A 13,865-nucleotide genomic window follows, 5' to 3' on the forward strand; every position below is an offset into this window, starting at 1 on the left:
TCCACTTAATAAACAAAAGTAAAAATTCAACTTGATGCTATTCTGCGGCAGTTAAGTGGCGTTAAAATGCGCAATGCTCACGCAATATAGTTAAGGGAGTTAAGTGAATGCAGCGTTCGGGGTTCAACAACGCCAGGGTACGTCAGGCGAATAAACAGATTTTTTTGTCACATCTGTGGCGAGAAAAGCAGCTCAGCAAGTCACAGCTGGCGCAGCTCACCAGCCTGTCGATCCCGGCGGTTAGCAATATCCTCGAAGAACTGATGGATGAAGGAAGAATCAGCCATTCGCGAGAAACTTTAAGCCAGCGCGGTTTGAGCAGTGGCAGTTATCATTTGCCAGAAAAAGGTGCCTGGACGCTGTGTATCAACGTCACCCCCACCAGCATCACCAGTCAACTGGCGGATGCTCGGCTGGTTGCCGTCGGCGACTGGCAGCATGAAGTCATCAACCCCGAATCGCCAAAAGCGCTGCTGACAGCATTGGCGGCGCACTGGCGGGAATATCGTCGACAATTTCCCGAGGTCACGATTAATCTGGCGCTTGGCGTTCACGGTCAGGTTGATCCGATAACCGGCGCATCAAAAACCATGCCTCAGGCGCCGTGGAAAACACCGGTGGAAATAAAATATCTGCTGGAGGAGATGCTCGGCGTACAGGTCCGGCTGGATAATGACTGCGTGATGCTGGCGCTGGCGGAAAAATGGCAAAACCCGGCGGCTAACGGTGATTTTTGCGTGATTAACGTTGATTACGGTATTGGCTCATCGTTTGTGATTAACGATAACATCTGGCGCGGGAGTCTGTATGGCAGCGGTCAGATTGGACATACCATCATTCATCCCGATGGGATCGCCTGTGACTGTGGCCGTTATGGCTGTCTGGAAACAGTGGCGTCATTGAGCGCGTTGAAAAAGCAGGCCCGCGTGTGGATGAAATCGCAGCCGACATCCCTTTACGACCCGGAAACGCTCACCACCGACCAGCTTATTACTGCCTGGCAACACGGAGATGTTCGCATTCAGGCCTGGGCCGAACATGCCGCCAGCGCCATCGGCCTGAGTCTTTATAATTTTTTGAATATACTGAACATTAATCAAATATGGTTGTATGGTCGTAGCTGTGCATTTGGCAATAGCTGGCTCAATACGCTGGTACAGCAAACCGGGTTTAATCCGTTCGATCACGGCGATAACCCGCGTGCCAGAGCAACTCAGATAAGCTTCGGTCAGCTTAATCGCCCTCAGCAACTCATGGGAATTGGCTATCTTTATGTCGAATCACAGCTTAGCGAGCTGTAGTCATTACTCCGCCAGGCTCACGGCTAAACGTTCATGCACAGTGGCGATAAAATCGGTCAATGCCGGTTTGATTGGCCCTTTTTTCCACGCCATCAGCAGGGCAATGGTCGGAACATCGCCAACAATAGGCCGAAAAACCACCTGCCCGGTATTAAAATTATTCATATAACCGGGTATCAAAGTCACCCCCAGCCCCATGCCGACCAGATTCATGGTCACCAGAATATTGGTCGCTACCTGCACAATATTGGGCTGGCTTTCCTGCTGCTGAAACCAGTTTTTGACAATCATCGCTAGCGCCCCGGAATAAGCGGGATCGGTACTGACAAAATTTACGCCGTGTAACTGTTCTGCGGAGATCGCTGGCTCATTGGCTAACGGATGATTCACCGGTAACACCACGACCAGCGGCTCATGAATCAGCTCCAGATAATCCAGCTCCGGGCTGTACACCGGGTGACGCATTAAGCCCACGTCCAGTTCTCCGTTGAGGATCCTTTCTTCCTGTTCGGTGGTTATCAGGCTTACCAGCTCAATATGTGTATCCGGTTGTTTTAAACGAAATAAGGGCAGCACTTTCGGGAGCAAATTCACCTCAGCGGAAGGGACAAAACCAATAGCGAAATGATTATCTTCCTGCCCCGTTTTACGGGCGCGAACTTTGGCATTTTCCGCCTGCTCAAGGATCGCCAGCGCGTCCTGTAAAAAGCACTCCCCGGCCGCCGTCAGCGCAACTTTTCGCTTGTCCCGCACCAGTAACGGAACGCCCACGCAGGTTTCCAGATCGCGGATCTGGCTGCTTAACGACGGCTGAGAGGTATGCAGCTTTTCTGCCGCCCGGGTGAAATTCAGCGCCTGCGCCACCGCCACAAAATAGCGTAAGTGCCTCAGTTCCATGCCCTTCTCCTTGTTATCGAAAAAATGTCTCAACTGGTAGAAATTTACTATTTCACAGATTGATAACTAACCAGCAACATCCTTATGGCACAAAAATAGAAGGTCAATACATCTTATCTTTCAGGATTAAAAAATATGACCACACCCTCAAATTTAGACATCTACCAACTGATCGACACGCAAAACGGTCGTGTAACCCCACGGATTTATACTGACCCAGAAATTTACCAACTAGAGCTGGAGCGCATCTTCGGGCGCTGCTGGCTATTTCTCGCCCACGAAAGCCAAATCCCCAAAGCCGGTGATTTTTTTAACACCTACATGGGCGAGGATGCGGTCGTGGTGGTTCGCCAGAAAGACGGCAGCATCAAAGCGTTTCTCAACCAGTGCCGCCACCGGGCGATGCGCGTCAGCTACGCCGACTGCGGGAACACTCGCGCCTTTACCTGCCCGTATCACGGCTGGTCGTACGGTATCAATGGCGAGCTGATCGACGTCCCGCTGGAGCCTCGCGCTTACCCGCAAGGGCTATGCAAATCGCACTGGGGACTGAACGAAGTTCCTGGCGTAGAGAGCTATAAAGGGCTGATTTTCGGCAACTGGGACTCCACCGCGCCCACGCTGCGCGATTATCTCGGCGACATCGCGTGGTATCTCGACGGTATGCTTGACCGCCGCGAAGGCGGCACAGAAATCGTCGGCGGCGTACAGAAGTGGACCATCGACTGTAACTGGAAATTCCCCGCCGAACAGTTTGCCAGCGATCAGTATCACGCATTGTTCAGCCACGCCTCCGCTGTGCAGGTGTTGGGGGCAAAAGACGACGGTAGCGAAAAACGCCTCGGTGACGGACAAACCGCTCGCCCGGTGTGGGAAACCGCCAAAGATGCACTACAGTTCGGCCAGGACGGGCACGGCAGCGGCTTCTTCTTTACCGAAAAGCCGGATGCCAACGTGTGGGTCGACGGCGAAGTCTCCAGCTACTACCGCGACACCTACGCGGAAGCTGAACAGCGTCTGGGTAAGGTTCGTGCTCTGCGTCTGGCCGGTCACAACAATATTTTTCCAACGCTTTCCTGGCTCAATGGTACCGCTACGTTGCGCGTCTGGCATCCGCGCGGTCCTGATCAGGTTGAAGTGTGGGCGTTCTGTATTACCGATAAAGCCGCCTCTGATGAAGTGAAAGCCGCATTTGAAAACAGCGCTACGCGCGCTTTTGGCCCCGCCGGATTCCTTGAGCAGGACGACTCGGAAAACTGGTGTGAAATTCAAAAACTTCTGAAGGGCCATCGGGCGCGTAATAGCAAACTGTGCCTGGAAATGGGGTTAGGTCAGGAGAAACGTCGTGAAGACGGCATTCCGGGGATCACCAACTACATCTTCTCAGAAACCGCCGCCCGCGGCATGTATCAGCGCTGGGCTGATTTACTCAGCAGCGAAAGCTGGCAGGAAGTGCAGGAAAAAACCGCCGCTTACCAGCAGGAGGTGATGAAATGAGTGCTTTAGTTTCCCTGGAACTGCATCACCGCATTACGCAGTTTCTCTACCATGAAGCCAGCCTGCTGGATGACTGGCAGTTTCGCGACTGGCTGGCACAGCTGGATGACGACATTCGCTATACCATGCGCACAACGGTCAATGCCCAGACGCGCGACCGTCGCAAAGGCGTGCAGCCGCCAACCACCTGGATTTTTAACGACAACAAAGATCAGCTTGAACGCCGTATTGCACGACTGGAAACCGGAATGGCCTGGGCAGAGGAGCCGCCGTCGCGTACCCGGCACCTGATCAGCAACTGCCAGGTCAGTGAAACCGAAGTGCCGGATGTATTCGCCGTGCGCCTTAACTATCTGCTGTATCGCGCGCAAAAAGAGCGCGATGAAACCTTTTACGTCGGCATGCGCATGGACAAAGTGCGCCGTTTACCGGGCGATGAGTGGCGCTTACTGGAGCGTGAGATCGTGCTGGATCAAGCGGTGATCACCTCCCATAACCTGAGTGTATTGTTCTGATGAGTCGTATTTATGCCTGCCCCGTAGGGGATTTGCCGGAGGGTGAAGCGCTCCGGCTCGACACCTCGCCCGTCATCGCGCTGTTCAACGTTGGCGGCGAGTTTTATGCCATTAACGATCGCTGTAGCCACGGTAATGCCTCGATGTCGGAAGGTTATCTGGAAGACGACGCGACGGTGGAATGCCCGCTGCATGCCGCCAGTTTCTGCCTGAAAACCGGTAAGGCGTTGTGTTTACCTGCCACCGATCCGCTGACCACCTACGCGGTGTACGTGGAAGGTAGCGATGTGTTCGTTGATATTCCAGAGGACGCGAGATGAGCGATTTACGCGATAACGTGATCTTTATCACCGGCGGCGGCTCCGGTCTTGGCCTGGCGCTGGTCGAGCGTTTCATTGAGGAAGGCGCGCGGGTCGCCACGCAGGAACTTTCGCCAGCCAAAGTCGCCAGCCTGCGCCAACGTTTTGGCGAACATGTGCTGGCAGTAGAAGGCAACGTCACCTGCTACGCCGACTATCAGCGCGCGGTGGATCAAATTCTGGCGCGCTACGGCACCCTGGACTGTTTGATCGGCAACGCCGGGATATGGGATCACAACGCCTCGCTGGTCAATACGCCAGCAGACGCGCTGGAGAGCGGCTTTCATGAGCTGTTTAACGTCAACGTGCTGGGCTATCTGCTGGGCGCAAAAGCCTGCGCCCCTGCGCTTATCGCCAGCGAAGGCAACATCATCTTTACCCTTTCCAACGCGGCGTGGTATCCCGGCGGCGGCGGTCCGTTGTATACCGCCTCTAAACATGCCGCCACCGGGTTGATTCGCCAGTTAGCCTACGAGCTGGCGCCAAAGGTGCGCGTCAACGGCGTCGGTCCGTGCGGTATGGCGACCGATCTGCGCGGCCCACAGGCGCTGGGCCAGGACGATACGTCGATTATGCAGTCGCTGACGCCGGAAAAAATCGCCGCCATTTTGCCGTTGCAGTTTTTTCCTGAGCCAGCGGATTTTACCGGCCCGTATGTGATGCTGGCGTCAAAGCGCAACAATCGCACATTGAGTGGCGTGATGATCAATGCCGATGCCGGTTTGGGCATTCGCGGTATTCGTCACGTTGCCGCCGGACTGGATCTCTGAGGAGGCGTTATGAGCCATAAAGTTATCGCTATCGTCGGCGGTGGTCAGGCTGCGGCAATGGCCGCCGTCGCACTGCGTCAGCAAGGATTTAACGGCGAATTGCATCTGTTTTCCGATGAGCCGTATCTGCCCTATGAACGCCCTCCGCTCTCCAAAGCGATGCTGCTGGACGAAAATCCACAGCGACAGCCGATCCTGAACGCTGACTGGTGGCGGGAGAACAACGTACAGCTGCATCTTGGCGTCACTCTGCGTCAGATTGACCGCACCTCGCGCACGCTGATGCTCGCCGATGGTCAGTCTTACCGCTGGTCGCAGTTGCTGTTGGCGACCGGGGCCGCCGCCAGACCGCTGCCGCTACTGGATAAACTGGGCGAACGTTGCTTTACCCTGCGTCACGCCACAGATGCCGAGCGTCTGCGCGGTGCCTTGCTGCCGGGCAAGGCGATTGTGATTGTCGGTGCGGGCACCATTGGCCTGGAATTAGCGGCCAGCGCAATCCAACGCGGCTGTCGGGTGACGTTAGTGGAGCTGGCCTCAACGGTAATGGGTCGCAACGCCCCAGCTCCGGTGCGCGACTATCTGCTAAACCGCCACCGACAGGCAGGGGTGCGGGTGCTGCTCAACAGCGCCATTGAGCACGCTGAAGCGGGAGAGTTTCTCTCGCTTACCCTGCAAAACGGCGAGATGCTACAGGCCGATGCGCTGGTTTATGGCATCGGTATCGTGGCGAATGATGCGCTGGCTCGCGAAGCGGGGCTGGAGACGGCTAACGGTATTATCGTTGACTCCGCCTGCATCACCTCCGATCCCGCGATTTTTGCCGCCGGTGATGTGGCGATAACGCGCCAGCCTGACGGTTCGTTAGAACGGGTAGAAAGCTGGGAAAATGCCAATAACCAGGCACAGATTGCCGCTGCCGCAATGCTCAACCTGCCGTTGCCGGAGAAGACGCCAGGCTGGTTCTGGACCGACCAATTTAATGACAATCTGCAATTTGTTGGCGATATGCAAGGGCAAACATGGCTATGTCGTGGCAATCCGGATGACGGCAAGGCTATCTGGTTCCACCTGCGTGATGGGAAGCTAATTGGCGCAGTAGCGCTCAACAACGGACGCGAAGTGCGCGCACTGCGTAAGTTAATTCATTCAGGACGAGTGGTAAGCGAGGAAGCGCTGTGCGATGAAGGCGTGGCGCTGAAGTCGTTGTGATAGCAGCCTTATAAGCGCAGTGCTATCAGGCATTAAAAAAGGCCGCATCAGCGGCCTTTCGTTTTGCGTAAAGCAGAATTACGCGTAAACCGGGAAGCGTGCGCAGATATCCAGAACTTTACCTTTGACGCGCTCGATAACGGCTTCGTCATTGATGTTGTCCAGAACGTCACACATCCAGCCAGCCAGCTCTTTCACTTCCGCTTCTTTAAAGCCACGGCGAGTTACAGCCGGAGAACCGATACGGATACCGGAAGTCACAAACGGGCTCTTCGGATCGTTCGGCACGCTGTTTTTGTTAACAGTGATGTTAGCGCGGCCCAGTGCGGCGTCAGCTTCTTTACCGGTCAGGTTTTTATCAACCAGATCCAGCAGGAACAGGTGGTTTTCAGTACCGCCAGAAACCACTTTGTAGCCACGGTTCAGGAACACTTCCACCATCGCTTTGGCGTTTTTGGCAACCTGCTGCTGGTAAACCTTAAACTCAGGCTCCATCGCTTCTTTCAGCGCCACGGCTTTCGCCGCGATCACGTGCATCAGCGGGCCGCCCTGCGCGCTTGGGAACACCGCGGAGTTCAGCTTTTTGTACAGCTCTTCGTCACCGCCTTTCGCCAGGATCAGGCCGCCGCGCGGACCCGCCAGGGTTTTGTGGGTGGTGGTGGTCACTACGTGCGCGTGTGGAACCGGGTTCGGGTAAACGCCTGCGGCGATCAGGCCCGCAACGTGCGCCATGTCAACGAACAGGTATGCGCCAATGCTGTCGGCGATTTCACGCATTTTTGCCCAGTCAACAACGCCGGAGTAAGCAGAGAAGCCGCCGATGATCATCTTCGGCTTGTGCTCTTTGGCCTGCTTAGCCATATCTTCGTAGTCAATTTTACCGGACTCATCAATACCGTAAGGGATGATGTTGTACAGCTTGCCAGAGAAGTTAACCGGGGAACCGTGAGTCAGGTGGCCGCCTTGCGCCAGGTTCATACCCAGAACGGTATCACCCGGTTGCAGCAGAGCGGTGTAAACAGCGAAGTTAGCCTGAGAGCCGGAGTGCGGCTGTACGTTAGCGTAGTCAGCGCCAAACAGCTCTTTTGCACGATCGATAGCCAATTGCTCAACGATATCAACGTACTCACAACCGCCGTAGTAGCGCTTGCCCGGATAACCTTCAGCGTATTTGTTGGTCAGCTGAGAACCCTGCGCCTGCATAACACGCGGGCTGGTGTAGTTTTCGGAGGCGATCAGTTCGATGTGCTCTTCCTGACGTACTTTTTCCTGCTCCATAGCCTGCCACAGTTCGGCATCATAATCGGCAATGTTCATTTCACGCTTTAACATCCGCATCTCCTGACTCAGCTAACAATAGAATTTCGGCCTAAAAAGGCAGTCCCGTTGGACGACGGCGAACAGTATAACCGAATCATTCTTCGATAACAGGTCTTGACAAAGGATTTTACGCAAACGATTACCTTCACGGCACGCAAGGCTTTGGAGAACAAAGGTCTGCTGAATTTCAACGGATTTCTTTTCAGGTTTGTGATGCAGATTTTTCACGATGTAACCTTTACAACGCAAAGTGACAAAGAACCATTTACAATGCAGGGGTATTTTTTATAAGATGCATTTGACATACATCATTAAAATTTCAGATAAAGGAAGACCGTATGCTTGACGCACAAACCATCGCTACAGTGAAAGCCACCATTCCCCTGCTGGTTGAAACAGGCCCGAAGCTGACCGCCCATTTCTACGATCGCATGTTTACGCATAACCCAGAGTTGAAAGAAATCTTCAACATGAGTAACCAGCGTAATGGCGATCAGCGGGAAGCGCTGTTTAACGCTATTGCCGCGTATGCCAGCAATATCGAGAACCTGGCGGCGCTGTTGCCTGCCGTTGAGAAAATCGCGCAGAAGCATACCAGCTTCCAGATTAAACCGGAGCAGTACAACATCGTAGGTGGCCATTTGCTGGCAACGCTGGACGAAATGTTCAGTCCGGGCCAGGAAGTTCTGGATGCATGGGGCAAAGCATACGGCGTGCTGGCGAACGTTTTCATCAACCGTGAAGCGCAGATCTACAGTGAAAATGCCAATAAAAATGGCGGCTGGGAAGGTACCCGTCCTTTCCACATCGTGGCAAAAACCCCACGCAGTGCGCTTATCACCAGCTTTGAATTTGAACCTGTCGACGGTGGCGCAGTGGCTGAATATCATCCGGGGCAATACCTGGGCGTCTGGCTGAAGCCGGAAGGTTTCCCGCATCAGGAAATTCGTCAGTACTCACTGACCCGTAAACCCGATGGCAAAGGCTACCGTATTGCTGTGAAGCGTGAAGACGGTGGTCAGGTTTCCACCTGGCTGCACAACCATGCGAATGTGGGCGACGTCGTTCACTTAGCTGCACCTGCGGGCGATTTCTTTATGGACGTTGCGACCGATACCCCAGTGTCTCTGATTTCAGCAGGCGTGGGTCAAACCCCGATGCTGGCGATGCTGGATACGCTGGCAAAAGCGAATCATACGGCGCAGGTTAACTGGTTCCACGCGGCAGAAAATGGCGATGTACATGCCTTTGCCGATGAAGTGAATGAACTGGGCAAAACGCTGCCACGCTTTAGCGCACACACCTGGTATCGTGAGCCAACCGAAGCCGATCGCGCGAAAGGTGCGTTTGATAGTATTGGTCTGATGGATTTGAACAGACTGGAAGGCGCAATCAGCGATCCGGCGATGCAGTTTTATCTGTGCGGTCCGGTTGGCTTTATGCAGTTTGCCGCGAAGCAGCTGATCGGTCTGGGCGTGAAAAACGAGAACATTCATTACGAATGCTTCGGCCCGCATAAAGTCTTGTAATTACTCATGCCTGATGGCGCTGCGCCATCAGGCAAGCACGGCGCGGCTTAGATTGCCGCGTCGTCTTCTTCACCGGTGCGAATACGAATCACGCGTGCCACGTCGAAGACAAAAATCTTACCGTCACCGATTTTACCGGTCTGGGCAGTACGAATAATGGTGTCGACGCAGGTATCGACGATGTCGTCGGTGACCACAATTTCAATTTTTACCTTCGGCAGAAAATCCACCATATATTCCGCACCACGGTACAGCTCAGTATGGCCTTTCTGACGGCCAAACCCTTTCACTTCTGTTACAGTCATACCGGTAATGCCGACTTCAGCCAGCGCTTCGCGGACGTCGTCCAGCTTGAAGGGTTTAATAATCGCATCAATCTTTTTCATGCTATTCCTTGAAAAGGTCGCCTGTCTTTTGATCGAATAAAACTAACATAATCCGCAGATTTATTCTTTGAAATCGTTTGCATCCAGCTCATGGCGAGAGAGCAACTTGTAGAATTCGGTGCGGTTGCGCCCCGCCATTCGCGCCGCATGGGTCACATTGCCCTTGGTAATTTGCAACAGCTTACGCAGGTAGTTGAGTTCAAACTGGTTACGCGCTTCAACAAAGGTCGGCAGCGCGGTGTTCTCCCCTTCCAGCGCCTGCTCCACCAGCGCGTCGCTGATCACCGGCGAAGAGGTCAACGCAACGCACTGCTCAATCACGTTAACCAACTGACGCACGTTACCAGGCCAACTGGCGGTCATTAACCGTTTCATGGCATCGGTCGAAAAGGCGCGCACGAACGGTTTGTGTCGTTCAGCTGACTGGCGCAGCAGATGGTTTGCCAGCAGCGGAATATCTTCCGTACGCTCGGCCAGCGCCGGGATCTTCAGGCTCACCACGTTGAGGCGATAGTACAAATCTTCGCGAAATTCCCCCCGAGCCATCGCTTTGGGTAAATCACGGTGGGTCGCGGAAACGATCCGCACATCAATATCGATATCGCGGTTACTGCCCAGCGGCCTGACTTTTCGCTCCTGCAATACACGTAGCAATTTAACCTGCAACGGCGCGGGCATATCGCCAATCTCATCGAGAAACAGCGTCCCGCCTTCCGCGGCCTGAAACAGCCCTTCACGATTGCTCACCGCACCGGTAAAAGCGCCGCGCGCATGACCAAACAGCTCAGACTCCAGCAGTTGTTCCGGCAATGCGCCACAGTTAATGGCAATAAAAGGCTTGTGGCTGCGCGGGCTGGCGTTGTGAATGGCCTGGGCAAAAACTTCTTTCCCGGTTCCGCTTTGGCCGTTGATCAATACGCTTACGTCCGATTGCGCCACCATGCGCGCCTGTTCCAGCAGGCGCAGCATCAGTGGGCTGCGGGTGACGATGGACTCACGCCAGCTGTCATCAGCGGCAGGCGCAGACTGTTCCAACGCCCCGTCGATCGCATGGTATAACGCGTCTTTATCGACCGGCTTAGTGAGAAAGCTGAACACCCCTTGCTGGGTCGCCGCAACGGCGTCGGGGATGGAACCGTGAGCGGTAAGGATAATAACCGGCATTCCCGGCTGCACTTTCTGGATTTCAGTAAACAGCTGCATGCCGTCCATTTCATCCATGCGCAGATCGCTAATAACCAGATCCACTTTTTCACGGTTAAGCACCCGTAGTCCTTCCTGCCCGCTTTCTGCGGTTACGACGCTGTAACCTTCGCTGGTCAGGCGCATTCCAAGTAATTTCAACAGGCCGGGATCGTCATCCACCAGCAGCAGATGCGCGGGCTTACGGCTTATCATGGCGTGACCTCATCGGCAGACGGCGCTGCGCCTTCCTCGTTATCAGGTGGGGTGAGTTTATCGTTCCCGTGCGGCGCATCAGGGTTGTAACTACCGGCAGGTTTGCGCGTGGAAAGCTGGCGTTCGATATCGGTCAGATTCTCCAGCTTGCGGGTCGTGAGATCGAGCTGAGACTGCAAGTGTTGTTGCTGCTGACGTAACGTATCAAGATCGCTGTCTGATGCCTGCTGAAGCTTGCTGTAGCGCATACGCTCTTCGGCCAGTTGCAACTGCAACGTCTGACTGCTGCGCCAGACCTGATACAGCGGGCGTACCTGTGGCGGAATTTGCGGGCTTAATGCGTCGAGGCGCGTAACCGTCTCCCGCCTTTCAGGCGGCGTAATGTTGGCGTTATCAAGCAGGATCCCGCGCCTGAAAGCCCCCTGCCAGGTATCAGGCATCATCGTGCTGGCTTCACTACGCGCCTGTACCGGCATCAGGCGATTGGCGCAATCCATCGCCCGCAGCCAGTACAGCGGATTGGTCTCTGTGGGCTGACCAGACAGCGACCAGATATCGCTACAGTCGGTTGCAAGGTAGTCCGCCAGTTGATGAGGCGGAATTTTCTCCTGCGAGGGGTCGCCGATAATATGATTCACCGCGTTCGGGACGCAGCCTACCAGCGCCAGACACGGCAGGCTTGCGAGGATGACGCGACGGAAAAAATGTCGTTTAAGCATTCGGACAACAACGTATGGCATACTCACCAGACTTAGGTTTATTTTAGTGATTTTTCGCTGCAGATAGCGGCAGTTCTATGCGAAAACAAACGTTTTGCGCATGCTCATCAACCAGATACAGTTTGCCCCGCATACGGCGGATGCAATCTCTGGCAATGCTCAGCCCCAACCCGCTTCCTTTTACCGCCCCTTTTCGCTGATGGCTACCCTGGAAAAAAGGCTCGAAGATCATGGTCTGTTCTGCTTCTGGAATCGGTGTGCCGGTATTCATTACATCAATGTATACCATTGAGCCATGCAAACTGCTGCGGATCCAAATGTTACCGGATTCAGCGCCATAGTGCACCGCATTGGAATAAAGATTGTCCAGCACGCTCATCAATAGCATCGGTTCTGCCAGGCAGGCGTTCACCGCAAGCGCAACATCAGTATGTATCATTTTGGCGCGAGCGGGCAGGCTATGTGCAGAAACAACGCTTTCCACCAGCGGCGCGATTTCCACTCGTTCAAGCTCAACCTCGTCATCCGCCAGCTTGCGGTTGTAATCGAGCAGTTGCTCAATCAGTTTTTGCAGGTTGCGGCTACTGTCATCGAGAATACCGACCACCTCTTTTTGCTCTGGCGTTAACGGCCCAACGACCTGATCGGCTAACAGCTCGGTACCTTCGCGCATACTCGCCAGGGGCGTTTTCAGCTCATGGGAGAGGTGGCGTAAAAACTGATGTCGTTGCGACTCCAGCCAGGAGAGACGTTCGCTCAGCCAGATAATGCGCTGCCCCACGGAGCGCAGCTCCCGGGGTCCCGTAAATAATACGCTATCGCCCAGCGAGCGCCCTTCCCCCAGACGATTGATCATTTTTTCTATGCCCTTCACCGGACCGATGATCATGCGGGTAAACAGCAACACCATCGCCAGGCTGACAAGAAACAGCACCAGCGCCTGCCAGCCAAAGAACTGCCCACGTTCGGCTATTTCCTGCTGTAGCTGCTGCCCACGAGAAAAGACGACCGTGCGCGTCGCTTGTACCATTTCAGTATTGGCACTGGCGAAAGCGTCCAGCCGCGCCGCCGCCACGCTATCAGGACCACTGTTGGTGCACTGTAACTGCGCGAGATCGTTGAGGTCCTGACGCAGTGCCTGATAAAGCTTGGTATCCGGCAACACGCCCGCATGCGCATCCAGCATGTCGCTGTAGCGTTTACGTTGGCTCTGGTAAACCTTAGCCAGCGTTGGGTCATCAAGCACACAGTATTGCCGGTAGCTACGCTCCATCTCCAGCGCGGCATTGGTCATCGCTTCGCTGCGTCTGGCGTCAATCAGCGTGGTTTGGTTCGTCAGCGCCGCCTGCGCGCTCAGGGCATTCAGACTTTGCCACGCCTGCCAGGCCAAAACTAACAACGGCAGCAGGATAAGCAAAAATGCCAACGTAACCAATTGACGTAAAGATCGGGGGAAAACAGACCAGCGCTTCAAGGCGTTACTCTCAATGGACAGGAATAGGTTGATGCTAACTGAGGGGAACGTCAGATACAACAAAGCCGGGATTAACCCGGCTTTGTTGTGGAATAAGGCGGTGCCTAACTCGACGTTTCGCCCGAAGGTTGATATGAGCGATGCTAATATCAGATGTTGGACGGCAGGCACCTTGTTGTGCGTCATTCGAAGTTTATGTAGCACGTCCCGAAGGGGCTGACATAAGAAGGTGAATGAGCCACTGGGCTATATTATGCAGCATCTGTGCCAATATTCAAAACACTTTATTAACACAATGATAAATATGGAAAATGTTCTTATTCATATGAAAAATGATTTTGGCTATTTTTCACCCTTACTGTCGCCAATCAGCAACACCCACAGCACTTAAAAACAAATTCATTGTAAATCATATAATTAAATGTCTCTTTTTAGCGACAGCGTAACCCCGCCTATGTCGGGATTTCCCGACACTTAAACGCATTGTC

13 protein-coding genes are annotated in these 13,865 nt (G+C 54.2%); 7 read left to right on the top strand and 6 right to left on the bottom strand.

The genetic code is table 11. The annotated features are described in order from the left end of the window. The first annotated feature begins 107 nt into the window (after nucleotides 1-107). Entirely contained in the window at nucleotides 108-1,301 is a 1,194-nt protein-coding gene (locus tag OGV52_RS00990; RefSeq protein ID WP_287107952.1) for an ROK family transcriptional regulator, read from the top strand. Between the two features lie 3 nt (nucleotides 1,302-1,304). Here OGV52_RS00990 and hcaR read toward each other — a convergent pair whose 3' ends face one another. Next, the gene (gene hcaR / locus OGV52_RS00995; protein WP_181221310.1) at nucleotides 1,305-2,198 is read right to left on the bottom strand and encodes a DNA-binding transcriptional regulator HcaR; all 894 of its coding nucleotides are present in this window, start codon (nucleotides 2,196-2,198) and stop codon (nucleotides 1,305-1,307) included. Between the two features lie 135 nt (nucleotides 2,199-2,333). Here hcaR and hcaE point away from each other — a divergent pair, with 135 nt between their 5' ends. The 5 genes from hcaE to hcaD are packed head-to-tail and all read left to right on the top strand — an operon-like array spanning nucleotide 2,334 to nucleotide 6,551. Beyond that, the gene (gene hcaE / locus OGV52_RS01000) at nucleotides 2,334-3,695 is read left to right on the top strand and encodes a 3-phenylpropionate/cinnamic acid dioxygenase subunit alpha (RefSeq protein WP_287107953.1); all 1,362 of its coding nucleotides are present in this window, start codon (nucleotides 2,334-2,336) and stop codon (nucleotides 3,693-3,695) included. Next, nucleotides 3,692-4,210 (top strand): 3-phenylpropionate/cinnamic acid dioxygenase subunit beta, encoded by a 519-nt coding sequence (hcaF, locus tag OGV52_RS01005; protein WP_016154024.1) that lies wholly within the window; start codon nucleotides 3,692-3,694, stop codon nucleotides 4,208-4,210. Before hcaE ends, hcaF begins: the two co-directional genes overlap by 4 nt. Then, nucleotides 4,210-4,530 (top strand): 3-phenylpropionate/cinnamic acid dioxygenase ferredoxin subunit, encoded by a 321-nt coding sequence (gene hcaC, locus OGV52_RS01010; protein WP_016154025.1) that lies wholly within the window; start codon nucleotides 4,210-4,212, stop codon nucleotides 4,528-4,530. The genes hcaF and hcaC overlap by 1 nt, the downstream gene beginning before the upstream one ends. After that, complete coding sequence (hcaB, locus tag OGV52_RS01015; RefSeq protein WP_287107954.1) at nucleotides 4,527-5,339, top strand: 3-phenylpropionate-dihydrodiol/cinnamic acid-dihydrodiol dehydrogenase; 813 nt, start codon at nucleotides 4,527-4,529, stop codon at nucleotides 5,337-5,339. Before hcaC ends, hcaB begins: the two co-directional genes overlap by 4 nt. Nucleotides 5,340-5,348: 9 nt before the next feature. Further along, nucleotides 5,349-6,551, top strand: coding sequence for a phenylpropionate dioxygenase ferredoxin reductase subunit (gene hcaD / locus OGV52_RS01020; protein ID WP_287107955.1), 1,203 nt, complete (start codon nucleotides 5,349-5,351; stop codon nucleotides 6,549-6,551). A 78-nt stretch (nucleotides 6,552-6,629) separates the two neighbouring features. On the opposite strand, the gene glyA is transcribed toward hcaD, so the two are convergent. Next, complete coding sequence (gene glyA, locus OGV52_RS01025) at nucleotides 6,630-7,883, bottom strand: serine hydroxymethyltransferase (protein WP_003835277.1); 1,254 nt, start codon at nucleotides 7,881-7,883, stop codon at nucleotides 6,630-6,632. 326 nt (nucleotides 7,884-8,209) lie between these two features. Between glyA and hmpA the strand changes: the two genes are divergently transcribed. Then, nucleotides 8,210-9,400: an NO-inducible flavohemoprotein gene (hmpA, locus tag OGV52_RS01030; protein ID WP_287107957.1), complete on the top strand. Its 1,191-nt coding sequence runs from the start codon at nucleotides 8,210-8,212 to the stop codon at nucleotides 9,398-9,400. 47 nt (nucleotides 9,401-9,447) lie between these two features. Here the strand turns inward: hmpA and glnB are convergent, their stop codons facing one another. From glnB to qseE, 4 genes are read right to left on the bottom strand one after another with little or no spacing between them, the layout of a single operon-like run. After that, complete coding sequence (glnB, locus tag OGV52_RS01035) at nucleotides 9,448-9,786, bottom strand: nitrogen regulatory protein P-II (protein WP_002914032.1); 339 nt, start codon at nucleotides 9,784-9,786, stop codon at nucleotides 9,448-9,450. Between the two features lie 60 nt (nucleotides 9,787-9,846). Next, the gene (glrR, locus tag OGV52_RS01040; protein ID WP_304412487.1) at nucleotides 9,847-11,181 is read right to left on the bottom strand and encodes a two-component system response regulator GlrR; all 1,335 of its coding nucleotides are present in this window, start codon (nucleotides 11,179-11,181) and stop codon (nucleotides 9,847-9,849) included. Then, complete coding sequence (gene qseG / locus OGV52_RS01045) at nucleotides 11,181-11,924, bottom strand: two-component system QseEF-associated lipoprotein QseG (protein ID WP_049041523.1); 744 nt, start codon at nucleotides 11,922-11,924, stop codon at nucleotides 11,181-11,183. Before qseG ends, glrR begins: the two co-directional genes overlap by 1 nt. Before the next feature lie 22 nt (nucleotides 11,925-11,946). After that, nucleotides 11,947-13,377, bottom strand: a complete 1,431-nt coding sequence (gene qseE, locus OGV52_RS01050) for a two component system sensor histidine kinase QseE/GlrK (protein WP_049282310.1) — start codon at nucleotides 13,375-13,377, stop codon at nucleotides 11,947-11,949. Nucleotides 13,378-13,865: the final 488 nt, after the last annotated feature.

The organism is Citrobacter sp. Cb041, assembly GCF_030336655.1.
Lineage (GTDB): Bacteria > Pseudomonadota > Gammaproteobacteria > Enterobacterales > Enterobacteriaceae > Citrobacter > Citrobacter braakii.

Excerpts from the sequence above, each read along its gene's own strand:
- hcaD (WP_287107955.1), top strand. The coding sequence starts at position 5,349 with ATGAGCCATAAAGTTATCGCTATCGTCGGCGGTGGTCAGGCTGCGGCA.
- hcaE (WP_287107953.1), top strand. The coding sequence starts at position 2,334 with ATGACCACACCCTCAAATTTAGACATCTACCAACTGATCGACACGCAA.
- qseG (WP_049041523.1), bottom strand. The coding sequence starts at position 11,924 with ATGCCATACGTTGTTGTCCGAATGCTTAAACGACATTTTTTCCGTCGC.
- glyA (WP_003835277.1), bottom strand. The coding sequence starts at position 7,883 with ATGTTAAAGCGTGAAATGAACATTGCCGATTATGATGCCGAACTGTGG.
- hcaR (WP_181221310.1), bottom strand. The coding sequence starts at position 2,198 with ATGGAACTGAGGCACTTACGCTATTTTGTGGCGGTGGCGCAGGCGCTG.
- hcaC (WP_016154025.1), top strand. The coding sequence starts at position 4,210 with ATGAGTCGTATTTATGCCTGCCCCGTAGGGGATTTGCCGGAGGGTGAA.
- OGV52_RS00990 (WP_287107952.1), top strand. The coding sequence starts at position 108 with ATGCAGCGTTCGGGGTTCAACAACGCCAGGGTACGTCAGGCGAATAAA.
- glnB (WP_002914032.1), bottom strand. The coding sequence starts at position 9,786 with ATGAAAAAGATTGATGCGATTATTAAACCCTTCAAGCTGGACGACGTC.
- hmpA (WP_287107957.1), top strand. The coding sequence starts at position 8,210 with ATGCTTGACGCACAAACCATCGCTACAGTGAAAGCCACCATTCCCCTG.
- hcaF (WP_016154024.1), top strand. The coding sequence starts at position 3,692 with ATGAGTGCTTTAGTTTCCCTGGAACTGCATCACCGCATTACGCAGTTT.
- hcaB (WP_287107954.1), top strand. The coding sequence starts at position 4,527 with ATGAGCGATTTACGCGATAACGTGATCTTTATCACCGGCGGCGGCTCC.